The following is a 23293-nucleotide window of genomic DNA, read 5'->3' as shown; positions in this document are numbered from 1 at the left end:
CTCCCGAACCGCTCAGTACCGTTTCGACACCGCATCCCTTCGATCCCGATGGCCACCGACCGGACCGGTTCACCTGCCGGGCGCCGGGGGCGCCGCCGGAGAATCAGAGGAATTCATGATGAGTACGGCGGCGACATCCAGCGGTGCCGAATCCAGCGGTGCCGAATCCAGTTCCCCACCGTCCCCGTCGGCGCTGCGCCGGGCGCTGCGCCGGGCCCGGGACGGCGCCACGCTCGACGTGGTAGAGGCCACCATTCTGCTGGCCGCGCGCGGCGATGACCTCGCGGACCTGTGCCGCTCGGCGGCCGGGGTCCGCGACGCGGGTCTGGCGTCGATCGGGCGGCCGGGTGTCGTCACCTACTCGCCGAAGGTGTTCATCCCGTTGACCCGGTTGTGCCGGGACCGCTGCCACTACTGCACCTTCGCCACCGTGCCGCACCGGTTGCCCGCCCCCTACCTCACGGTGGACGAGGTGCTCGGCATCGCCCGGGCGGGCGCCGCGGCGGGCTGCGCCGAGGCGCTGTTCACGCTTGGTGATCGTCCCGAGGATCGGTGGCCGGCGGCCCGGGAATGGCTCGACGCCCACGGCTACGACTCGACGCTGGGTTACCTGCGTGCCGTCGCGATCGCCGTGCTGGAGGAGACCGGTCTGCTTCCGCACCTCAACCCGGGTGTACTGAGCTGGGTGGAACTCGCCCGGCTCAAGCCGGTGGCCCCGTCGATGGGGATGATGCTGGAGACGACCGCGACCCGCCTGTGGTCGGAGCCGGGCGGGGCGCACTACGGATCACCCGACAAGGACCCGGCCGTCCGCCTGCGGGTCCTCACCGACGCCGGGCGGTTGTCGATCCCGTTCACGACCGGCCTGCTGCTCGGCATCGGGGAGACCCGGACGGAGCGGGCCGAGACGATCTTCGAGCTTCGAGGTCTGGCCCGCCGCTATGGGTCGATCCAGGAGGTGATCGTCCAGAATTTCCGCGCCAAGGACGACACCGCGATGCGCTCCGCGCCCGACGTCGGTGCCGAGGAGTTGGCCGCGGCCGTCGCGGTCACCCGGCTGGTGCTGGGCCCCACGATGCGGGTGCAGGCTCCGCCGAACCTCGTTGACACCGTGGAGTGCGCCCTGCTGCTTTCGGCCGGCATCGACGACTGGGGCGGCGTCTCCCCGGTCACCCCCGACCACGTCAACCCCGAGCGGCCCTGGCCGGACCTGGACGTCCTGGCGGCCGTGACGGCGCAGGCCGGGTTCACGCTGCGGCCCCGGCTCACCGTCTACCCCTCCCATCTCGGTGAACCGTGGATCGACCCGCGCCTGGCCGGACACGTCGGGGCGTTGGCCGGCGTGGACGGCCTGCTCGCCGACGGCGTGCTCCCGGTCGGCCGCCCCTGGCAGGAGCCCGACGGCGGACTCGCTGACACCGGCCGCACCGATCTGCACGCCGCGGTCGACACGGTCGGGCGCCGCAGCGAGAAACGGGCGGACTTCGACACGGTCTACGGTGACTGGGAGTCGCTTCGGGCACAGGTCAGCGCGGCCGGGACGGGGGTTGACGGAGTCGTCGGCACGGGCAGCCGGGCCATCGCGAGCCGGGCCGGCGCGGCTGCCGGTGCCGGTGCCATGCGGCGGATCGACCCCGACATGCTCGCCGCCCTGCGCCACGCCGGGTCCGATCCGGCCGGGATCACCGACGCCGAGGCGCTGACCCTGTTCGGCGCGGACGGCGCCGCCCTGGAGGAGCTCTGCGCGCTCGCGGACGGATTGCGCCGCGACGTCGTGGGCGAGGACGTCACCTACGTCGTCAACCGCAACATCAACTTCACCAACGTCTGCTACACCGGATGCCGGTTCTGCGCGTTCGCGCAACGCCGTGGGGACGCCGACGCCTACACGCTGTCCTTGGACGAGGTGGGCAGCCGGGCGGCGCAGGCCTGGGCGGTCGGCGCGACCGAGGTCTGCGTCCAGGGCGGGATCCATCCCGATCTACCGGGCGCCGCGTACTTCGATCTTGCCCGTGAGATCAAGCGGCAGGCGCCGGGGTTGCATCTGCACGCCTACTCGCCGATGGAGGTTCTCAACGGCGTCACCCGCACCGGCCTGTCGATCGGCGACTGGCTCACCGCGGCCCGTGAGGCCGGCGTCGACACGATCCCCGGCACCGCGGCGGAGATCCTCGACGACGATGTCCGTTGGGTGCTGACGAAGGGCAAGCTGCCCGCGGCGAGCTGGGTCGAGGTGGTGACCACCGCGCACCGGGTCGGCCTGCGCTCCTCGGCCACGATGATGTACGGGCACGTGGACACCCCCGCACACTGGGTGGCCCATCTGCGCCTGCTACGGCGCATCCAGGACTCCACCGGCGGCTTCACCGAGTTCGTGGCCCTCCCCTTCGTCCATCACAGCTCGCCGATCTACCTGGCCGGTGTCGCTCGTCCCGGCCCCACCCGCCAGGAGAACCGGGCTGTGCACGCGATGGCGCGCATTCTGCTGCACGGCTCGATCGACAACATCCAGTGCTCCTGGGTCAAGCTCGGGGTGGAGGGCTGTCGGGCCGTGCTCACCGGTGGGGCGAACGACATCGGCGGCACGCTGATGGAGGAGACGATCAGTCGGATGGCCGGCTCGCAGCACGGCTCGCGGCGCTCCGTGGCCGAACTCGAGGAGGTGGCCGCGGGGGCGGGTCGTCCCGCTCGGCAACGCACCACCACGTATGGCCGGATCCCTGACGAGCGCTTTCGCGCTGCCCGGGGCCGCACCGTCCGGGCCATGCTGCCGGTGGTGTCCTGACACCCGCCAAGTTCTGATCACCAAAAACTACTCTCCGTAGTCGAATGGGCTGGGGTTGCCGGGTCTGGCGGCTGATCGGTATGCGCCTGCGGCGGTTGCCCGAGCTCAGACCTGCCCTTTTAGGGGTTTATGCCCTTTAGATCTGGGCGGGATAATGCCGTTGCCGCGACCCGTCTGATCGCGCAGAGTGACGGAAGGGAGGGTTGCGTGGACCCTCGGCGACAGGCTGTAGTGACTGTGAGCTATGGTCTCATCGCTGGTTGTAGAAGATGTTGCGACGGTGGGGTTGACGCGATCGAGTCTGGAGCGTGTAATTACCGGCGTGTCATTCCCCCCGCTGGCGGGGTTCGTGCGGTAGTGCGTCGCCTGACCGGTGTGGAAACTAGTCACCTGCGCGCCGGCGCCCAGGGGTGGCCGACCGCACCGCGACGGGTCTGGAGGAGTCCACATGGAGCACGCCGACGCGGGCGTCCACACTGTCCTCGCGGACGTCGAGCGTCCCGCTGAGCATGACCCGTTCGCTGATCACCCTGAGCGGGTGCTCACCGAACGGCACACCCGGGCCACATCCGAAACGGTCCCGCGGGCGCGGGTGCCGGCCACGGCCGCTCCCGCCCTCCCCGAGTTGACCGGTCGGTCCGTCGCCGAGGGCACCGACCTCGTCGAGGACATCCAGGACGATTCCGTCGAGGACATCGACGATGTCGACGATGTCGACGAGGCTGACGAGGCTGACGAGGCCGAGACCGAGGACTTGGAGGATCTTGGTGGATCGGCCGGGAGGTCCGCCCTCGCCCAGGTGATCGATCTGGGGATGGGGGACCTTCTCGGCGAGGCGATGGAGTGGCAGGAACGCGCGCTGTGCGCGCAGACCGATCCCGAGGCGTTCTTCCCGGAGAAGGGCGGCTCGACCCGCGAGGCCAAGCGCATCTGCTCGGGCTGTGAGGTCCGGGCCGAGTGCCTGGAGTACGCGCTGGAGAACGACGAGCGGTTCGGGATCTGGGGCGGCATGTCCGAGCGGGAGAGGCGCAAGCAGCGACGCCGAGCGGTCTGATCCCGACCGGTGACCGGCGGTCGGCGCATGACGGGCGATCCGGGCAGGTCACAGGCGGCCACGGTCGCCGCGGTGACCGTGGCCGATGACGCGGGGCCGCCGGTCGTCGCGGTCTGCGTGCTCGGTCGAGGGGGTGGTGGACCCGACGTTGCCGCCCAGGTCCGGGCCGCCCTGCGTGCCCAGACCAGACCGCCGGACCGGGTCGTCGAGGTGCGGCTCGGTGGCGGGGGATGCGTTCCCCGGCAACGCGCGTCTCCCCTGGACGGGGAGGGTCGCCTCCCGTCCGCCGACCATCCCGTCGACCCGGGCACCGACGGCGCGGATGCTCAGGCCGGTGACCCGGTCGCCGAGCCCCTCGTCGTAGAGGTGCCGTCCGCCACACCGTTCGGCGCCGCCGTAGCCGTGGGGCTGGCTCGGCTGGGGAACCCACCGGAGCACGGATTCGTCTGGCTCCTCGACGACACCGCGATCCCCACCCCGGGCGCGTTGCACACCCTGCTGGCCTACGCCCGGCTGGACCGGGGCGCCGCCGTCCTCGGCCCCAAACTGCTCGCCCGCGCTCCGGAATCCGCCCCACCCGCCGAATTCGTCCCACCCGCCGGAGCGGGCGGTTCCGCTGGACCGGCAGGTGCGCGGTCCCGGCCGGTGACGAGACCCCGGGTGGTTGAAGCCGGGGTGAGCGTCGACCGGGCCGGGCGACGGCATCCCGGAATTCGCCCGGACTATGATGATCATGGACAGTGTGACGGGGTACGTGACGTCCTCGCCGTCGCGTGTTCGGGCATGCTCGTGCGGGCGGTGGTCTGGCGACTGCTGGGTGGACTCGACCCCGAGCTCGATGGTGGTCATGACATCGATCTCGGCTGGCGGGTGGCCCGTGCCGGCCTACGGGTCGTCGTCGTCCCGTCGGCCACGGTGACCGTGACCTCGGCCTCAGCCTTTTCCGGGGGGCCGGCCTTCCCCAGGGCATCGGCCGACCGCGCGGGGGTTCTACGGGTCCGGCTGGCGAACACGGCGACGGTGCTGTTTCCGGCGATGGTGGTCGCCCTGCTCGTCGGAACGGTCGTGCGCACCCTCGGCCTGCTCCTGCGCGGCCGACGCCGGGCGGCGCTCGCCGAGCTCACGCTCGCCGGTACCGTGCTGGGGCGGCCATGGCAGCTGCGCCGGATGCGTCGGCGCGCCGCCCGCACGTGGGCGGTGCCGCATCGGGCCGTCCGCCCGTTGTTCCCGGCCCGCCTGCCGTGGCGGCGCGGAGCCGGCGCCGATGATCTCCTTGATCGGGCCGGAGCCGCCGAAGACGTCGCCGACACCACCTTGATGGTCACCGGGCCCAGACCGGATGTGCACCCGCGCCGGCCGGCCTGGCCGCCGACGACCCTGGCGGCCCTGCTGGGTGCCGTCGGGCTCCTGGCCATGCGGGGGATGCCGGCGGACATGCTCGGCGGGGGCCTGCCGCTCCCGGCAGGCAGCCGGAACCTGTGGTCGGCCGTGTGGTCTGGATGGGCGGGGGCGCCCGATGGACCTCTGAGTGGTCCTGGGCCGGCACCCCCTTTCACCGCGCTGCTCGCCGCGGCAGCCACTCTGCTGGGGGGGAGGCCGGCGCCGGCCGCTTGGATCCTGCTGGCGGCCGGCCCGGCGCTCGCGGGCCTGAGCGTCTACCGGGCCCTCGCCCGGCTGGGACCACATCCGATCGCCCGGTTCGGGCTCGCCGCCGGCTACGGGTTGAACCCGGTGATGACCGGGTCGGTCCTCGCCGGCCGCACCGACACCGTGGGCGCGGTGATCGGCCTTCCCCTGGTGCTCGCCGCCGCCGACGCGGTCCTGCGGGACCGGCGGGACGGCTCCGGCTTTGGCGTCGGTGGGGCGCCGGGCCGGCCGGTGTGGACGCTCGCGATCTGTCTGGTCGGGTTCATCGCCTGCGCCCCGTCGACGCTGGCCATCGCCTGGGCGGGCCTGGTCGTCGTCGCGTTCCTGACCGCGCGGTCCAGGCTGCCCGGTATGATCGTCGCTCTGCTCGCGACGATCATACCGGTGCTTCCGGACCTGCGGGTGGATCCCGTCGCTGTCCTCACCGAATCGGCGATCACCCTGGCCCGGTTGCCCCAGTACTCCCTGGCCCTGCTGGCCGGTGCGGACAGCGGACCCAGGGCCGATGTGGCCGGCTTCGTCGGTGGATGTCTGGCCTGCTGGTTGTTCGGCCGCCTCGCGGGCCGGGAGCGGGGCCGCCGGCGGCGCACGGCCGTGCTGGTGGTCCTTCCCGTGACGCTGCTCCTCCTCGTCGGGCCGCTGATCCTTGCCGCCCGCTTCCTGGCCGTGGACGTGGCCCGGCCCGGCGACACCACAGGGGCGAACCCGGCCGGCGTCGAGGGGTCCGCCCTCGCCCACGCGGTCGCGGCCGTGACCCGCGCCGCCGGGCCGGGTGCCCGCGTCCTCGTCCTGCACCAACCGGCCTCGGCCAGAACGATCCGGTACACCCTGGCCTCCGCGTCCGGGCCGACGTTTCCCGAGGCCGGCGCCCGCACCCCGCGGCGGTCCGGCCGGTTCCTCGCCGACATGGTCGCGGACCTCGCCACCAACGGTGGCCGGGCAGCCGGCTGGCTCCCGCTTCTGGGCGTGACATCGGTCGCTGTACCTACGGTCGACTCGGCCTCTCAGCTCGTCGCCCGCCTGGACGCGACGCCGTCCTTGATCCGGGATCGTCCCCGCCCGGGGGCGATCCTCTGGCGCCCCGCCGTTGCGGCCCGTGGTGCGACGGCCTTGGGAGAGCCCGGTGGGGCCGGCGCGCCGCGACCGGACGCATCCGGGTGGGCGGGCGGACCCCTGGCCTGGGTGATGGAGTCCGATCGGGCCGATCGTCGTGAGCCGGTGGCGCGGCACTCCGCTCCCGCGGCGACGAGGCCGACAACCCGCCCGATCGGTACGGCGCCGGGTGTTCCTCCCCTCCTCTCGGCGCCGCTGCCGCCAGCGCCCTCCTCGGTACGTCGGTTGGCCTCCGGCGAGCGGTTGCCCGCCCTCGCAGCCCGGTCCGGCCCGGCACGCTGCCTGGTGCTCGCCGTGCCGGCGGATGCCGGATGGCACGCGTGGCTGGAAGGCCGGCCGCTGGCTCCGTTCCGGGCGTGGGGCTGGGCAGCCGGATTCCAACTGCCGCCCGACGGCGGTCGGCTCCGCATCGACCACGACCGGACTTCACCCCACCGGGCAGTGGTGGGCCAGGCTGCGGCACTCGCCGCGCTCGTCCTGCTGGGAATCCCGGTCATGCTGGGAATCCCGGTCATGCGGTCGCGGCGGATGGCTCCCCCGGCTGCGACGCAGCCGGGGCGGGTCGGGAAGGTCGAACGGCCGTCATACCAGCGGCCGTCGTGTCACGTCGTGGTCGTTTCGCGGACGGTCGTTTCGCGGACGGTGCTGCCGCTGGCGGTCCTCGGACTGCTCGGGCTGACCGGGGCGTTCCTCGCCGGCACCGGCACCGGCACCAGCACCAGCACCAGCACCGGTGCCGGGAAGGGACGGATCTGGCCGCTGTCAGGCGCCATGCTGGCCTGCCCGGACCTGACGCTGGTGGCACCCGATCCGGACGGGCCGGGCGGGCGGGCCCGTTCGCTCGGCCTGGACGTGGCCGCCGGCGGTGGACCGACGGGCCGGGTGCGGGTGTCCACGGTGGGGTCCGAGGTTCCAACCAAAGGGCTTGGACTACGGATGGACGCCCGTGGTCGACGTCACCTGGACCTTCCGCGGCCCTCGGAGAGCAGCGCCGTCACCGGCGTGGCGGGCAGCCGCGGATCGATCCTGGTGACCGCCCAGGGTGCGTCCGCCGGGGGACTGTCGGCCACCGTGACGGCCCGGGACAAAGACGGCGTCGGGTCAATGGACGGCGTCGGGCCGATTCAGGCGCGTTGCGAGCCGTCCCGGGCCCGGGTCTGGTTCACCGGACCATCGACCGTGGCCGGTCGGGATCCGGTGGTGATCTGGTCGAATCTGGCAGATGAACCGGCCCGGATCAACGTGCGGGTGCTTTCCGACGGACCGGCGACGTCGCCGCAGGACATCACCGTGCCCCCGGAGCACGCGGTGATCCGGCGACTCGCCTCCCTCGCACCGGAGGCCACCGCGACCGCGCTCGACGTCCAGGTGCGCTCCGGCCGGGTTCTCACCTGGGTCGCGGACCGGCCCAGCGCGGGGCGTACGGACTCGGTGCCGGGGACGGACCGGGCGGGGCGTGCGGATCCGGTGAGCCTTGTCCCGAGCACCTCCGCCCCGGCCCGGCGTCTCCTGCTTGGCGGGGTCGTCGTCCCGGCGGGGTCAGCGTCCTCGACGGCGCACCTGGTGCTCGCCGCACCGTTGCGGGAGGCCACGGTGCGCATCACGGTCCTCACGGGTACGGGTCGGCACACGCCGATCGGCCTGGAGGCCGTCGTCGTGCCCGCCACGGGTGCGATCACCACGCCCGTGCCGCTGCCGGCGGGCGCCGCCTCGGCGGTCCTGGTCGAATCGGCCGATGACGCACCGGTGCTCGCCGGACTGGCCGCACCGTCGGGCCGGGCGGGAGAGCGGTCGACCGGCTCGGCCGGCGGATCCACCTGGGTCGGCGCCACCAGCCTTGATCCTCCGCTCGACCCGCGCGGGCTCGACGCGTACGGCCAGGCGGTCGGCCTCTCCGGGCCGACGGGGCTGGCCGCCGGGGCGGGATCCGCGCCGGACGCGGTCGTCTCCCTCCCACCGGTGCCGCCCGGCGCGACCGGCGTCGTCGTGCTCGCAGCTCCGGCGGGAGCGGTCACGGCGTGGATCGACGGCGAGCTGGTACGGGTACGGCCGGGCACCGTCGCGACTGCCCGCATGCCGATCGGACGGGCCGGTGGACGGCTTGTCGCGGTCGGCGGCCCGCTGGAGGCCACCGCCGTGATCGGCCCTCCCCCCGGTACGCCGGGGGAGGGCCGGGTATCCGGGGATCCGCCCCGTGGGCCTACCCCCTCCGGTTCCTCCGGCTCCACCGGCTCCGCGTCGTCGACCGCCGCGTCGTCGACCGCCGCGTCGTCGACCTTCGGGATGCCCAAGCCCGTGATGCCGCGGAGCATCTCCACCGTCGTTCCGTTGTGGGGGGCGTCGAGGCTCCTCGACGCTCCGGTCTCCATCGAGGATCCCACCGTCCTGTATCAGCGCGGCTAGGCCTGTGTCCGCCGACCTTCGACCTTCGCCTCGTGGCGGGCCGGGCACCGGTCGGCGTCCTCCCAGGACGTGCGGGAGGTTCGTGACGTTTCCGGTCTTCCGGGCCGTCAGCACCCCGCCCTGTCGGTGGCGTCGCCCGTCAGCGGCCGGAAGCGGCGAGAAAGACCCGACCGGTGCCGGTGAGGGTCAACGCGGCGGATCCGGCCAGCAGGGCGGACCGGCCCCCGCGCAACTCCACCGGGGCGACGGTCGTCCCGTCGTCGGCGGTGCCGGTCACCCGGACCGCACCCTCGATGGCCAGCAGCAGCATGGGCCGTCCCACGTCCAGGGCACCCCCGGTGCAGATCGCCTCGGTGAGGGCGAAGTCCCCGACGGGGACATCCCAGCCGCGGAGCAGACCACCGGAGGAGACCGCGAGGGTACGGGGCATGAGGATCGGTGCCGCGCTCGGAGTGGGATCGAGGATGCGTAGGAGCTCGTCGACATCGATGTGCTTGGGGGTGAGCCCGCCGCGCAGCACGTTGTCCGAGGCCGCCATGATCTCGATACCCAGGCCGGAGACGTAGGCGTGGAGCAGCCGCGCGGGCTGGAAGAGCCCCTCCCCGGGGCGCAGGGTGACGTCGTTCAGCAACAGGGCGGCCGCGATCCCGACGTCGCCCGGGTGCGCGGCCGCGAGCAGACCGATCAGATCGGCCGCCCGCGCGACGTCATCGGCTTCGGCGCCGTCCACCGCGGCCCCGTCCGTCGCCGTGTCGTCCGTTTCGGCGCTGGGCGGCCCCGGCGCCGTCGGCGCTGCCGCGCCGTACGGGCCGGCGGCGAGCCGGCGGGCCGTCGCTACGAGGCCGCGAACGAGGTCACGGGCGGGTTCGCGCGGCATGGTCAGCAGGGAGCGGAGCACCTGTGCGGCGCCGCCCGAGGGATCGTCGGCCAGTGGTCGGAAGGCGGCGGTGAGGGCCGGTGAGCCCAGCCGGGCGACGATGGCGAGGGTCCGGCCGGGATCACGCATGCCGGCGAGAGCCCGAAACGGGGACAGCGCGACGATCAGTTCGGGCTTGTGATTCCGGTCACGGTAACGTCGACGTGGATCGCCCAAGCCGAGACCGGCCGCGTCGTCCGCGTCGAAGCCGGCCCGGGCCTGCGCCAGGTCCGGGTGCACCTGCAGCGACAGCGCCTTCTCGGCGGCCAGCACCTTGAGCAGAAACGGCAGCTGACCGACGAGGTCGGTGGCCGGACGGCGGATGCCGTCGTCCTCGGCGAGGGCCGTCGCCACCGGATGGGTGCCGAGCCACAGCTCCGCGACCGGCTCACCGGTCGCGGCCGCCCCGAGCAGGTTCGGAATCGCGGTTGGGGACCCCCAGGCGTACGACTGCGCCTGACCGTGCAGTGGCAGGACCCGGGCGCCGGATGCCGTCGCCCGAGCGGGCTCGTTCCTGGTGGTCACGGTCTCCCTCGTGGTGGGTGTCCTGCGGCCGGCCAGCCACCGCGGCTCGGCTGTTCCTCGCTGTTGCTCGCTATTCCTCGTCGCCCCAGCCGTGGCCCTCCGGGTCGATCACGGCGGGGTCGACCCCCATCATCTCAGCCATCTCGTGGATGATCGCATCGAGGACGAGCTCGGCCAGGTCCTCGCTGTCGACGGCCCGCGCCTCGATCGGGCGGCGGTAGACGACGATGCGTCGCGGGGTTCCCGACCGACCCTTGCCGCCGGCCGGCTGGTAATGGGCGAGCGGGATCTCGTCATCGGTCACCGCCACCGGCGGTACGTCCTCGACGGCGAACTCGACGTCCGCGAGCTCAGTGGACCACCGGTGGTCGAGATGCTCGACGGCGTCCAAGACGAGATCGTCGAAGCGGTCGCCGCGGGTGGCGTAGGCGGGCACGTCCGGCGGAAGGAGAGTGCCCCGGATGCCACGGCCGCGCCGGTCGCGCCGGCGCCGTGGCGGGATCGGCCGGGCGACTGCCGGGAACCGCTCGGGCTCGGTCACCCTGTCAGCGTAGCGTTCAAGGATGGACGGTCGTCCGTCGATCGCGGTGAACTCCGCGCCGCTTCCGGCATCGCTCGGAGTGGTGCGCCGATCCGTGGGCGCGGCAACGACGGTTCCGGTCACATCCCTGCGCTCCATCCCCCATCGCTACCAGCTCGAGGACGGTCCATGATCTCAAAATCGCTCTGGATACGTGCTGAACGAGGGATATTGTATGCGGGCCGCGATGGCATGGTCGACGCCGCGTGACGATTAGTCGTCGCGCCACGCGACACGACCCGAGGTGGTGGCCGTCGTCCGTTCCGGGGGCTACCGTCCGGAACGTGAAGCCTCGGCGCTGCTCCCGCTCGGCCTGTTCCGCAGCCGCGGTCGCCACGCTCACGTACGCCTACGCGGAATCCACGGCGGTATTGGGCCCGCTCTCCCCGTACGTCGAACCACACTCCTACGATCTGTGCGGCACCCACGCGGATCGGCTCACCGTGCCGCTTGGCTGGGCTGTGGTCCGGCTCGAGGCCGAGGCACCCCGTGAGGGGGGTCGTGAGGTGGCCGGGGACGATCTGGAGGCCCTCGCGGACGCCGTGCGTGAGGCGTCCCGGCGGGGAGGGCCGGAGCCCCCGCAGGGTCCGCAGGCCCCACCCCCGGGTGGCCGGCGGGGTCACCTGCGGGCCGTTCCCAGCCCGTCCTGATCCGGAGCGCTCCCACCTCTTGGCCGTCCCGGTCAGGTGGTCGTCCCGATCTTCCGTTTGTCCTGGTACCGGTGGTTCGGCGAGTGGTTCGGCGCGAGTTCGCCCGGACGCGGTTCCAGCGGTGTCGGACCCGGCGGATAAGGTCAACCGAGCCGGTCGCAGTAGTGGCCGCGCGGCCGGGAGGCACCATTCACCCGGTGCCGGGGGACACCAGGGAGAAGGGTTGGAAGGGATGCGTGACCTCTCGCGGATCTTCAAGGCGTACGACGTGCGTGGCGTGGTGCCGGCGGAGTTCGACGCCGACGTCGCCCGAGCCACCGGAGCCGCCTTCGTGCGGCTGCTCGGCGCCCCGCGGATCGTGACCGCGCACGACATGCGGGAGTCGTCGGTCCCGCTCGCCGAGGCCTTCGCGGAAGGGGCGGCCAGCCAGGGCGCGGACGTGATCGCCGCCGGGCTGGGATCCACCGATCTGCTCTACTTCGCCGCCGGTTCGCTGAACATTCCGGGTGCGATGTTCACCGCGTCGCACAACCCGGCGAAGTACAACGGCATAAAGCTCTGCCGGGCCGGCGCGGCACCCATCGGCCAGGAGACCGGGCTCGCCGACATCCGCGCGATGATCGAGGCGGGCATTCCCGCCGGTCCCGGTCGTCGCGGCACCGTGGCTCGGCGGGACCTGCTGGACTCCTACGTGCGTCATCTGCGCACCTTGGTCGACTTGGCGCAGATCCGGCCGCTGACGGTCGCCGTGGACGCGGGCAACGGCATGGGCGGGCTGACCGTCCCGGCCACCTTCACCGGGCTGCCGCTGACAGTGATCCCGCTCTACTTCGAGCTGGACGGCTCCTTCCCGAACCACGAGGCGAACCCGATCGAGCCGGCGAACCTGCGGGACCTGCAGGCCGCCGTCCGCAGCTCCGGAGCCGACATCGGCCTGGCCTTCGACGGCGACGCCGACCGCTGCTTCGTCGTCGACGAGCGGGGGGAGATCGTCTCTCCGTCGACCATCACCGCCCTGGTGGCCGATCGCGAGCTGGCCCGGGAGCCGGGGGGCACGATCATCCACAACGTCATCGTCAGCCGGGCGGTCCCCGAGCTGGTCACCGAGCGCGGGGGGGTCCCGGTCCGGACCCGCGTGGGCCACTCGTTCATCAAGGCCGAGATGGCCCGTACCGGCGCGGTTTTCGGTGGCGAGCATTCCGGTCACTTCTACTTCCGCGACTTCTGGCGAGCGGACTCCGGCATGCTCGCCGCGCTCCATGTGCTCGCCGCGTTGGGCAGCCAGGACCGGCCGCTGTCCGAGCTGCTCGGGGGGTACGCCCGTTACAGCGCGTCCGGTGAGATCAATTCCGAGATCGCGGACGCCGCGGCGGCGATGAACGTGATCGAGAAGGCGTACGCGCCGGACGCTGCCGACGTGGACCACCTGGACGGGTTGACGATCTCCTTCTCGGACGGATCCTGGTTCAACCTCCGCCCGTCCAACACCGAGCCGCTGTTGCGGCTCAATGTGGAGGGGCCCGACGACGCCACGATGCACCGGCTGCGCGACGAGATCCTCGCTCGGATCCGGAGCGGAAGGGAAGCCTGATGAGTCTCGACCCGCTGCTGTTGGAGATCCTTGTCTGCCCGTGCAGCAAGCACGGTGAGCTGCGGCCCGACGAGCTGAGCGGCGCCCCCGTGCTGGTGTGCCTCGCCTGCGACCTGGCGTTCCCGGTGCGGGACGACATCCCGGTGATGCTGCTCGACGAGGCGATCCCGTTCTCCGGCGCGTCGGCGTCGAACTGACGCCGCGGCCTCGACGTGTATCTCGACGAGGCGATCCTCGACGACACCGCCCGGATCGACGCCGGTCACGCCGGCGGTCTCCTGCCGCACATCGCCTCCGCCGCCCGCCAGGTCCGTCGCGGTGCCACCCTCGCCCAGGAGGCCGGGGTCGGTCGCCTCGCCGCCGACGGACGGCCCCGGGCGGTCGTCGTGGTGGGTGTGGGCGGCGCGGCGCTGGCCGCCGAGGTGCTCGCCGCCGTCGCCGGGCCGGCCAGCCCGGTGCCCGTCATCGGTCACCACACCTACGGCCTTCCGGGCTGGGTGGGGGTGGCCGACATCGTCCTCGCGGTGTCGGCGTCCGGTGCCTCCGCGGAGACCTGTTCGGCGGTGGAGGAGGCGAACCGGCGCGGCGCGCGGGTGGCCGTGGTCGCCCCTGCCGACACCCCCCTGGCCTACCTGGCCGGGGTGGCCGGTGCGCCCCTCGTCGTGACTTCGGCGGAGCGGCCCGCTCGTGCCGTCCTGTGGTCGTTGTCGCTGCCACTGATCATCGTCGCCCGGGCCCTGGGTATCGCGCGGGTGGCGGACGAGGCGATCGAGGCGGCCGCCGTCCGCCTCGAGGACGTCGCGACCCGTTGCCGTTCGTCCAGCGAGTCGTTCGTCAATCCGGCGAAGACGCTCGCGCTCGAGCTGGCCGGTACGTTGCCGCTCATCTGGGGAACCTCACCGGTGACGAACGTGGTGGCCGAACGTGCCGTCACCCAGCTCGCGACGAGCGCGAAGTATCCGGCCATCGCCGGGGCGCTGCCGCATCCCGCCCGCCACCAGGTCGCGCTGTTCGACGGTGCCTTCGGGGCGGGTCTCGCGGCGGCTGGCGACCCGGCGCGCGACGACCTCGACGACTTCTTCCGCGACCGCGCCGAGGAGGACGAGTCGATCCGGCTCCGCCTGGTCCTGCTGCGCGATCCCGACGTCGAACGTCCGGATGTCGCCCGGCAGGCCGAGGCGGCGGTGGCGGTGGCGGCCGAGCGAGGCGTCGGCGTCACCGAACTGCGCGCCGACGGCGGCGGGCCGTTGGAACGGCTCGCCTCACTCATCGGCCTGTTCGACTACACGGCCGTTTATCTCGCCTTGGCGCTCGGGGTCGATCCCGTGCAGGTACCCGCCGCCCACGACCTCAGGCGCTGACAGACCTCAGGCGCTGACAGACCGCCGGAAGGCGGGCTAGTGGGCGGCAGGCTGATCCCCTCTGCCGGATCCCGGTTCGGCGCCGTTCTGGGGTTGCTGCGGCTGTCCCTGGTTCTGCCCGCTCTGGTCCGTGCCGGGCTGGCCGAGCGGGGTGCCGCCTCCCTGCGGCTGCCCGCCCGTGCCAGGGAAGATCTGCTGACCCAGGTTCTGCAACAGGTCGCCGAGGCCCTGACCGGGTGCCGGCGCTGGCGGGGTGTTCTGCAGACCTCCCTTGATGCCGCGCGCGACGGTCGGATCGGCACCGGGCAACGGGACTACCGGCTGGTTGGCTAGGGCGGCCCGCATCGACTTGCTCCAGATGATCGCGGGCAGGTCGCCGCCGAAGACACGGGGCCAGGTCCGGCCGTCGGCGACGACGCCCCGCAGCGGGTGGCTCTCCGCTCCCATGGGATCGCCGACGGCTACCGCTGCGGTGATCTGCGGGGTAAAGCCGACATACCAGGCGGCCGAGAACTCGTCGGTGGTGCCGGTCTTGCCCGCCGAGGGGCGGTCGATGGCCGCCTTGGTCCCGGTCCCGTGGAGCGGGACGCCGGCGAGCACGCTGGTCACGGTGTCGGCGACACCCTTGGCGAGTACCTGTTCGCACTGCGGCGGCTGGGCGATGTCGATCGGGTCGTGGCTGGAGTCGACGGCCCCGGTGGCGAAGCGGGGCGTGCAGCGCACCCCGCCGCCGGCGATCGTCGCGTAGGCGTCGGCCATCTGCAACGGGGAAACGTACATGTACTGGCCGCCACCGATGGCGGTGGCCCCGTCGGTGGAGCCGATCTTGTCCGCCTTCGGCGGTGTGACGCCCAGGCGTTTGGCCATCTCCAGGACCGCCGGGATGCCGGTCTTCTCCGCGAGCTGCACGTAGAAGGTGTTCACCGAGTCCCAGGTGCCCTTGGGGATGTCGTAGATGCCGGCCTCGGCGGGATCGGAGTTCGAGAAACCCCTGGGGCAGTCGCCCTCACCGCGGTCCAACGGGAACTTCTTGCTCTCGTAGCAGGCCGGGGAGTAGAAGGCCGTCGAGGTGCCGTAGCCCTGTTCGAGCGCGGCGGCGAGCACGAAGGTCTTGAACGTCGACCCGGGCTGGAAGGTGGCGTTGGTCGGCAGCGGCACCACCGTCTGGTTGGCTGCTGTGTTCGAGCCGTACACCCGGTTCACTGCCATGGCGAGGATGTTGCCGGTACCGGGCTGGATGACGACCTCGGTCGCCGACACCCGGTTGCTCGGCGATATGGTCGAGTTGACGGCGTCCTGCGCCGCCTGCTGCACCAGTGGGTCGAGAGTGGTCCTGATGACCAGGCCGCCCTCGTAGATGCGTCGGTTGCGTTCCTCCAGGGTGGAACCGAGCGCCGGGCTCGCCCGCAGCTGGGAGCGCACGTAGTCGCAGAAGAACGGCGCCGACGACGTCTCGCAGGAGTCCGCGGCTGGCGGCGGGGCTTTCACGACGTTCAGCGGCAGCTGCTTCGCCGCCTCCGCCTGGGTGGTAGAGACATACCCCTCGGCGGCCATCTTGTCCAGCACGGTGTTGCGCCGGGCCAGCGCGGCCTCCGGGTGAGCTGCGGGGTTGTACCGGGACGGACTCTGCACGAGCCCGGCTAGCAGCGCCGCCTGTTCGAGGGTGACCTGGGAGATGGGCACCCCGAAGTAGTGCTCGGCGGCGGTGCCGATCCCGTACGCGCCGTCACCGAAATACGCGATGTTGAGGTAGCGCTCCAGGATTTCGTCCTTGGAGAACCGCTTCTCGATGTCCAGGGCGTACCGGAGTTCCTGGATCTTGCGGTCCAGGGAGTCTCCGGCCACGACCTCTCGCTCCCGCGTGGTGCGGGCGTTCTGCAGCAGCACGTTCTTGACGTACTGCTGAGTCAGCGTCGAACCGCCCTGAGCGACTCCGCCGGCCTCGCTGTTGCGCAGCGCGGCGCGGAAGACGCCCTGTGGGTCGACGCCGCCGTGCTTGTAGAAGCGGGCGTCCTCGATCGAGACGATCGCCTCGCGCATGATCTTCGGGATCTCGTTGCCGGGCACGACGATGCGGTTCTCGGCGCCGCGCAACGTGGCAATCACTGATCCGTCGGCGGCCAGAATCGTCGAACTCTGCGGCAACGGAGGCGTGACGAGCTCGCCGGGCAGCCCGAGGAAGTGGTCCGCGCTTTCCTTGGCGAACAGGCCGACCGCACCGACGAACGGCAGGGACAACAACGCGACGACCAGCCCCAGAACGATCGCCGTCAGCCCCATCTTCTTCAGGACCCGACGCCGGTTCACGGGCGGACGGGGGTTGAGCGGCCTACCCGCTCCACCGGCCCCGGCCGCGCCGGCTGCGGCCGGACCGTCGCCCGTGCCGCCGGGGGAGCGACGCGCGGAAGCGCCGTCGTCCGCATAGGTGACGCCGCTCGCCACGTTGCCCGGCCTGGCGGATCGGGACGGCCTGGCGGATCGGGGCGATGCGGCGGATCGGGGCGATGCGGCGGATCGGGGCGGGGCGGGGGCACGTTCCGGCGCGACGGCGCGCGACGGGACACCCGGCCGGGCCGGCTTGCTCGGGTCGGCCGGCTTGCTCGCGCGCGGGGGCGGGGTGGCTTGAGATGGAGTGCTCGACTCCCGTCCGACAGACGTCAACGTCACCCCCTCCGTGGACCGGCGCAAGGGCCGGAGTCTTCCTGGGACCTGTCCAGCATGCGTGAGCCGGCACTTGGTCGCTCACCGGCATCACCGCCTCGAACCCGGTGCGACGTGGCAGCGGGTGCGCGCCGGGTTCGAGGCGGTTGGTGCGGACGGTCTGATTCCTAGGTAACGCTAGACGAGCGTTTCACCGGCGGACCAGCCGCCACGTCCGGTGTGTGCGGTACGCCCCACATTGTTTAGCAGACGTTAAGGAAGTGTGGATCTGATGGTGCGTGTCCCGGCTGGTCCGGGCGGGTGCGGCCGGATGATGGGCTGGCTGCCTGCCGGGGACCGGTGAGGGCGGCGGGGGTTACCGGCCCGGCGGGGGTTGCGGGGCCGTGGGGTAGGGGGGTGGCGGGGATTGGTCTTGGGCCGTCGGGTACTGGGCCGTCGGGTACTGGGCCGTCGGGTACTGGGCCGTCGGGTACGGGGAGAAGACGGGAGAGGGTATCGATCTCGGCCGGTTCGCCGTCAGCCGATGGTAGGCACGCCGGGTTCGCTCGGCCAACACGGCGGACAGGTAGGCCCAGCCCGGCGTGCCGGGCGGCGGCGGTGGTGTCACGACGGCCCGCACCTGCCGGACCAGCCCGCTGCCGAGGCGTTCGAGGGCTTGCGGGGACAGCTCGTGCGCCCGGCCGAGGAACTGGCGGGCACGCAGGGCCAGAGCATCATCCAACCCGGTGAGGTCGAGGGTGGCGGCCCAGCCGACGAGCTGGGGCGGGACGGACGGCGGCGCTCCGCCAGGGCGCGGCACGCTGGCCTGCAGGACGACCGTGCCGGCGAAGACGTCCCCCAGCCGCTTCGCGTGTTTCGACACCAGCATGCTGATCACCGCGGGCAGGCCCAGTAGCAGTCCGGGACGTTCGACGACCGCCCCGACCAGACCCCGGGCGAACGCGTGCCGGAAGTGGATGGGACCTCCGTCGTCGCGGACGACACGCAGCCCCATGGCCATCTTGCCGAGGGTCCGCCCGCGCGTCAGCGTCTCGCAGGTGACCGGATACCCGAGCACGACGCCGACGTAGACCAGCAGGAATACCGCGGCGATCAGGGCGTCGTTGTCGGGCCGCACGATCAGCAGGGCCGCGGCGCCGACCGCGTAGAGGATGTAGAGCTGGATGAGCAGGTCGAGCAGGCCGGCGATCAGACGGGAGCCCAGCCGAGCCACCCGCAGTTCGATGGTGATCGCTTCACCTGTGACGATCGCCTCACCCGTGAGGACACCCGTGCCGGCGAGACCGGCGGATCCCTTTCCCGTGACGACCTGGTTCATCTGGGCCCCCCGGGACCTCGATGGGTATCCGGACATCACCTTATGGCTTACGCCGCCCGGTTCGATCCTCCTCGCCGGGTGGTGCCGCCGACGGCGGTGAGGACGGTTCGGACGCGTGCGGCTCGAGGTCTGGGAGGATCTCGACGGGCTGGGAGGATGAGACCGCCATGGATCTCGATGCGTACGTCGCCGTGCACCGTCCGGAATGGGTCCGGCTTGGTCGGCTCGTCGACAAGGCCGGCCGGCCGCGGCGGATGGCACCGGACGAGCTCGACGAACTGGTCGAGTTGTACCAGCGCACGGCTACCCACCTCTCGGTCATCCGCAGCCGGTCGTACGACACGACCCTGGTCGACGATCTGACGAACCTGGTGGCGCGAGGCCGGGCGGCGGTGGGCGGCGCACCCGACCCCGGCTGGCATGTCGTCGGCCGTTTCTTCGCGGTGACGTTTCCGGTGGCCGTGTACGAACGCCGATGGTGGGCTGTCGCGACGGCGCTCGGTTCCCTGCTCGTCGCGCTGGCCGTCGGTCTGTGGGTCGTGCACGACGCCGAGGTGCAGGCGAACCTGCGTGCGCCGGACGCGGTCGCGGATCTGTGCCGCCACGACTTCGCGTCCTACTACACCGAGAATCCGGCCTCGTCCTTCGCCAGCCAGGTGTGGACGAACAACGCCTGGGTGGCCGCGCAGGCGGTGGTCTCCGGGGTGCTGCTGGGTCTCCCGACCCTGCTGGTCATGTTGCTGAACGCGCTGAATCTCGGCGTCGTCGGCGGATACATGTCCAGCTGTGGGGAGAGCGGGCAGTTCTTCGGCCTGATCCTCCCGCACGGCCTGCTGGAGCTCACGGTCGTGTTCGTCGCGGGCGGGGTCGGGCTGCGTCTCGGTTGGACGATCATTGCGCCGGGTCCGCGCAGGCGGGTGGAGGCCTTGGCCGCCGAGGGGCGCGCGGCGGTGGCCATCACGATGGGGATGGCGCTCGTGCTGGCCGCCTCCGGGCTGATCGAGGCGTTCGTGACCCCGTCGGGGTTGCCCACGGCGATCCGGATCGGGATCGGCGCGGTAGCGTTCGGCGGCTTCATCGCCTACGTCCGGCTGTATGGCGGCCGGGCGGCCGCGGCCGGAGAGACCGGTGACATCGACACCGGACGCGGCGGCGCCGACCTGCTCCCGGTGGCCTGAGCGCGGGTACACCGACTACCCGGCACCATCTCATGGGTGGCGAGCACCATCGGTTTTCAGAACGGGGGCTCCGGCCGTGGTTGAAAGCCACTGCTCGGTGATCCTCCTGAGCTCGCCGCTGGCGGTCAGTTCCGCCAGCGCGGCGTTGACGTTGCGCACCAGCGGATTACCCTTCTCGAACAGCAGGCCGAACTGCTCGGGCTCGCCGGTCGAGGGAAACTGACCGATGATGACGGAATTCTCGATCTCGGTGGCGGTCAGTTTGAACGCGGTGGGCAGGTCGACGACGATCCCGTCGATCGGGCCGTTCTCCAACGCGGTCTCGGCCTCGTTGGTGTCGTTGAAGACGGCCGGCTGCGCTGCCGGTTTCACCTGCTTGTTGATGGCGGTCAGACTCGTCGTGCCGATCGCGGCGCCGAGCTTGGCGTTCTTCAGCCCGGCGAGAGTCGTCACGTGCGCGATACGTGAGGATCTGAGCGCCACGACGGCCTGCGCGACGTCGTAGTAGCCGCTGCTGAAGTCGACTGCCTGCCGCCGTTCCGGCGTGATCGAGATCTCGTTGATGTCGAAGTCGAAGTTCTTCGCGCCGGGTGCGAACGAACTGTTGAACGGCACGTTCATCCAGTGCACCTGCGCCGCGGTGAAACCGAGTTTCGCGGCGACGGCGTAGGCGACTGCGCTCTCGAATCCCTGGCCGCTCTCCGGTCTGCCGTCGGCGAACCACGGCTCATATGCCGGTGAGCCGGTGGCGATGGTCAGCTGGCCGGGCTTGACCAGGTGAAGGGAGGCCGACCCGGTGGTGCCCGACGAGCCCGGGGTCGAACCACCCGACGACGCGCAGGACGCGAGTGCCAGTACCGCCGCGACCACCAGCGCGAGAGCGGCAGGCCGCCGTGGGCGTTGCATGGAAGACCTCCTGAGATGCCCCACCCTCGCGGATGGGCGCCGGAGCGCGGACTCTCGGGTCGCGCCGGCCTCGGGCCGGGCGGTGGGAGGGGCATGGTGTGCCTCGGCCGGCCAAGAACCGCGGAAACCGGCCTCCTGGACAAGGGCGCGACGCGGTCGGTGCGATGTCCCGTGACGCCGCCTTGGCAGCGGCCATCCCCGGACCATGCTGGTCAGAGTACCGTCTACCGCCACGGAACCATCCGGGGACACCGGCCGGCCCGGCCGGCACCTCGCGAAATCACCTTCGATGATTTCGCTGAGATAGTCGTCTAGAGCCGGCCGAGGGATTTCAGGGTGAGGTAGGTGTCGGTGACGGCCGCCGCGTAGCCGCTCGGCGGTGCGTCCACCACCTCGACCCCGCGGCGGCGCAGCGTCTCGGTGAGCTCCCGTCGCCGCAGCAGAGTCTGTTCGGCCGCCGCGGCCGCGTACACCTCACGGACGTCACCTCGGCCGGTCGTCATCTCGTCCACGCGCGGGTCGCGCAGCGCCGCGACCACGACAGTGTGCCGCGCGGCCAGCGTCGGCAGAGCCGGGAGCAGCCCCTCCTCGATCACCGCCGGTACCAGGTCGGTGAATAGGACGACCAGGGACCGCCGCGAAGTCCCGCGCAGCACCGTCGACACGATTCCGCCATGATCGGCCTCGATCAGGGCCGGTTCCAGGGCGGCCATCGCGTCGCTCATCCGGGCGAGCAACCCGTGATCGTGCCCGCCTGGCAGGGTGATCCGAGGAACGCTGTCGTGCGCCACGAGACCCACCTGGTCACCCGCGCGTAGCGCCACCGCGGTGAGCAGCAGCGCGGCGTCGAGCGCGTGGTCCAGTCGGGGGGTATCGCCGATTCGCCCGGCCGAGGTCCGACCCGTGTCGAGTACGCAGACGACCCTGCGGTCACGCTCCGGTCGGAAGGTACGGACGACGACGGTCCCGCGCCGGGCGGTACCCCGCCAGTCGATCAGCCGAACGTCGTCGCCGATCACATAGTCCCGCAGGCTGTCGAACTCGCAGCCGGCGCCCGCGCCGCGGATGGCGACCTCGCCCTCGACCTCCCGCAGCCGCGCGAGAGCGGCCGGCAGATGGCGGCGTGACGTGAACGGCGGCAGCACTCGGACCCGCCATGCGCAGTGATGCCGTCCCTGCCGGCCGGCGAGGCCGAGTGGCCCCAGCGAACGGATCGTGATGCGGAACGGCTCCCGGTCGCCGCGCCGGGTCGGATGCAGCGTCGTCTCCAGGAAGCGCCGCTCCCCCGCCGGAACGGTGACCCGGTGCTCCCGCGGCCGGGACCCCGAGGACGGCGGCCAGGCGTCGCGGATGTGGGCACGCACCGTGCGGGTGCCGCCGTTCGTGACGCCGAGCACCAGCGGAACGGGCTGACCCAGCCGCCCGGCGGTCGGTCCGGAGCGGCTGAACTCCAGCGTGCGGACCCCACCCGCCAGGGCGAGGTCGAGGGCGACCAAGCCCACCACCACCAGGTCGACCAGCACGAGGGTCAGGCCCGGGGCGGGGGACAGGACGACGACCAGCGCCCCGAACAGGGCCAGTGCGACGGTACGGCCGGTGATCGCCACCGTTTCCGCCTACCGGGGCACCGGAACGGTGGCGAGTACCTGTTCGAGCACGACATCGGCCGTCACGCCGTCCAGTTCGGCCTCCGGACGGAGGCTGATCCGGTGCCGCAGGGTTGCCCGGGCCAGCGCCTTGACATCGTCGGGGGTCGCATAGCCGCGTCCCGACAGCCACGCCCAGGCCCGGGCCGTCGCCAGCAGCGCGGTGGCGCCGCGGGGGGACACCCCGAGCTGTACCGACGGTGCCGCGCGGGTCGCCCGGGCCAGATCGACGATGTAGGCCAGCACCTCCGGGTGGACTGCGACGGTGAGCACCGCGGCGCGGGCCGCCGCGAGGTCCGCTGGTCCCGCGACCGGGTGGACCCCCGCGGCGGGCAGGTCGGAGGGGTCGAACCCGTCCGCATGGTGGGCGAGGACACGGACCTCGTCGTCGCGGGGCGGCAGTGGCAGCGTCACCTTCACCAGGAAGCGGTCGAGTTGCGCCTCGGGAAGCGGATAGGTGCCCTCGTGTTCGATCGGGTTCTGGGTGGCGAGGACTGCGAAGGGGGCCGGCAGCGGCCGCGGGACGCCCGCCACACTGACCTGACGCTCCTCCATCACCTCCAGCAGGGCGGCCTGCGTCTTCGGCGGAGTCCGGTTGATCTCGTCGGCCAGCAGGAGGTTGGTGAAGACCGGGCCCTCCCGGAAGGTGAACTCGGAACTGCGGTTGTCGTACACCAGCGAGCCGGTGACGTCGCCGGGCATGAGGTCCGGGGTGAACTGCAGGCGCTTGGTGTCCAGTGCCAACGCGGTCGCGAGCGTGCGGACCAGCAGCGTCTTCGCGACGCCGGGCACCCCCTCGAGCAGTGCGTGTCCCCGGCACAGCAGGGCGATGACGAGCCCGCTGACCGCCGCGTCCTGACCGATCACCGCCTTGGCCACCTCACCGCGCAGCGCGATCAGGGACCGGCGGGCCGTCTGCGCGTCCGGTGGTGCCGGCTGCTCTCCCGGACCCGGCGCCG

At 72.2% G+C, this 23293-nt stretch carries 15 protein-coding genes; 8 read left to right on the top strand and 7 right to left on the bottom strand.

All coding sequences use genetic code 11. The features are described 5' to 3' along the window. The first annotated feature begins 118 nt into the window (after positions 1-118). The 3 genes from BMG523DRAFT_RS02265 (at position 119) to BMG523DRAFT_RS26150 (ending at position 9002) form a co-directional block, all read left to right on the top strand. Positions 119-2785 carry a bifunctional FO biosynthesis protein CofGH gene (locus BMG523DRAFT_RS02265; RefSeq protein WP_051623739.1) on the top strand — a complete coding sequence of 889 codons (2667 nt, stop codon included), beginning with the start codon at positions 119-121 and terminating at the stop codon, positions 2783-2785. Positions 2786-3233: 448 nt separating this feature from the next. Next, positions 3234-3839, top strand: a complete 606-nt coding sequence (locus BMG523DRAFT_RS27170) for a WhiB family transcriptional regulator (protein ID WP_043590254.1) — start codon at positions 3234-3236, stop codon at positions 3837-3839. 27 nt (positions 3840-3866) lie between these two features. Further along, positions 3867-9002 (top strand): DUF5719 family protein, encoded by a 5136-nt coding sequence (locus BMG523DRAFT_RS26150; RefSeq protein ID WP_051623738.1) that lies wholly within the window; start codon positions 3867-3869, stop codon positions 9000-9002. 139 nt (positions 9003-9141) lie between these two features. Here BMG523DRAFT_RS26150 and BMG523DRAFT_RS02250 read toward each other — a convergent pair whose 3' ends face one another. Together BMG523DRAFT_RS02250 and BMG523DRAFT_RS27165 are read right to left on the bottom strand one after the other, a co-directional pair. After that, positions 9142-10443, bottom strand: a complete 1302-nt coding sequence (locus BMG523DRAFT_RS02250) for a type I phosphomannose isomerase catalytic subunit (RefSeq protein ID WP_011435201.1) — start codon at positions 10441-10443, stop codon at positions 9142-9144. A 70-nt stretch (positions 10444-10513) separates the two neighbouring features. Next, complete coding sequence (locus tag BMG523DRAFT_RS27165) at positions 10514-10906, bottom strand: metallopeptidase family protein (RefSeq protein WP_035940918.1); 393 nt, start codon at positions 10904-10906, stop codon at positions 10514-10516. A gap of 401 nt (positions 10907-11307) precedes the next feature. On the opposite strand from BMG523DRAFT_RS27165, the gene BMG523DRAFT_RS02240 reads away from it, so the two are divergent. The 4 genes from BMG523DRAFT_RS02240 (at position 11308) to BMG523DRAFT_RS02225 (ending at position 14625) form a co-directional block, all read left to right on the top strand. Next, entirely contained in the window at positions 11308-11673 is a 366-nt protein-coding gene (locus BMG523DRAFT_RS02240) for a DUF3499 domain-containing protein (protein WP_035908204.1), read from the top strand. A 232-nt stretch (positions 11674-11905) separates the two neighbouring features. Then, entirely contained in the window at positions 11906-13264 is a 1359-nt protein-coding gene (locus BMG523DRAFT_RS02235) for a phosphomannomutase/phosphoglucomutase (protein WP_043590252.1), read from the top strand. Then, positions 13264-13461 (top strand): Trm112 family protein, encoded by a 198-nt coding sequence (locus BMG523DRAFT_RS02230; protein ID WP_011435205.1) that lies wholly within the window; start codon positions 13264-13266, stop codon positions 13459-13461. The genes BMG523DRAFT_RS02235 and BMG523DRAFT_RS02230 overlap by 1 nt, the downstream gene beginning before the upstream one ends. Before the next feature lie 15 nt (positions 13462-13476). Beyond that, positions 13477-14625 carry an SIS domain-containing protein gene (locus BMG523DRAFT_RS02225; RefSeq protein ID WP_011435206.1) on the top strand — a complete coding sequence of 383 codons (1149 nt, stop codon included), beginning with the start codon at positions 13477-13479 and terminating at the stop codon, positions 14623-14625. A gap of 36 nt (positions 14626-14661) precedes the next feature. Here the strand turns inward: BMG523DRAFT_RS02225 and BMG523DRAFT_RS02220 are convergent, their stop codons facing one another. Both BMG523DRAFT_RS02220 and BMG523DRAFT_RS02215 read right to left on the bottom strand, forming a co-directional pair. Further along, on the bottom strand, positions 14662-16905 hold the full coding sequence (locus BMG523DRAFT_RS02220; RefSeq protein ID WP_148214902.1) for a transglycosylase domain-containing protein: 2244 nt from the start codon (positions 16903-16905) through the stop codon (positions 14662-14664). Between the two features lie 736 nt (positions 16906-17641). After that, positions 17642-18604: an RDD family protein gene (locus BMG523DRAFT_RS02215; protein ID WP_023839910.1), complete on the bottom strand. Its 963-nt coding sequence runs from the start codon at positions 18602-18604 to the stop codon at positions 17642-17644. A gap of 167 nt (positions 18605-18771) precedes the next feature. Between BMG523DRAFT_RS02215 and BMG523DRAFT_RS02210 the strand changes: the two genes are divergently transcribed. Next, a complete protein-coding gene (locus BMG523DRAFT_RS02210) occupies positions 18772-19782 on the top strand; it encodes a stage II sporulation protein M (protein WP_011435209.1) in 1011 nt (336 codons plus the stop codon). 30 nt (positions 19783-19812) lie between these two features. On the opposite strand, the gene BMG523DRAFT_RS02205 is transcribed toward BMG523DRAFT_RS02210, so the two are convergent. From BMG523DRAFT_RS02205 to BMG523DRAFT_RS02195, 3 genes are all read right to left on the bottom strand, one after another. Beyond that, the gene (locus BMG523DRAFT_RS02205) at positions 19813-20688 is read right to left on the bottom strand and encodes an ABC transporter substrate-binding protein (RefSeq protein ID WP_011435210.1); all 876 of its coding nucleotides are present in this window, start codon (positions 20686-20688) and stop codon (positions 19813-19815) included. Between the two features lie 311 nt (positions 20689-20999). Then, positions 21000-22295: a DUF58 domain-containing protein gene (locus BMG523DRAFT_RS02200; protein WP_043590250.1), complete on the bottom strand. Its 1296-nt coding sequence runs from the start codon at positions 22293-22295 to the stop codon at positions 21000-21002. A 9-nt stretch (positions 22296-22304) separates the two neighbouring features. Continuing rightward, the gene (locus tag BMG523DRAFT_RS02195; RefSeq protein WP_217494699.1) at positions 22305-23234 is read right to left on the bottom strand and encodes a MoxR family ATPase; all 930 of its coding nucleotides are present in this window, start codon (positions 23232-23234) and stop codon (positions 22305-22307) included. Positions 23235-23293: the final 59 nt, after the last annotated feature.

Origin of the sequence: Frankia sp. BMG5.23 (assembly GCF_000685765.2) — a bacterium.
Taxonomy (GTDB): domain Bacteria; phylum Actinomycetota; class Actinomycetes; order Frankiales; family Frankiaceae; genus Frankia; species Frankia casuarinae.
Note: the sequence above shows the minus strand (reverse complement) of the source record. Positions and strands in the feature narration are given on the sequence as shown.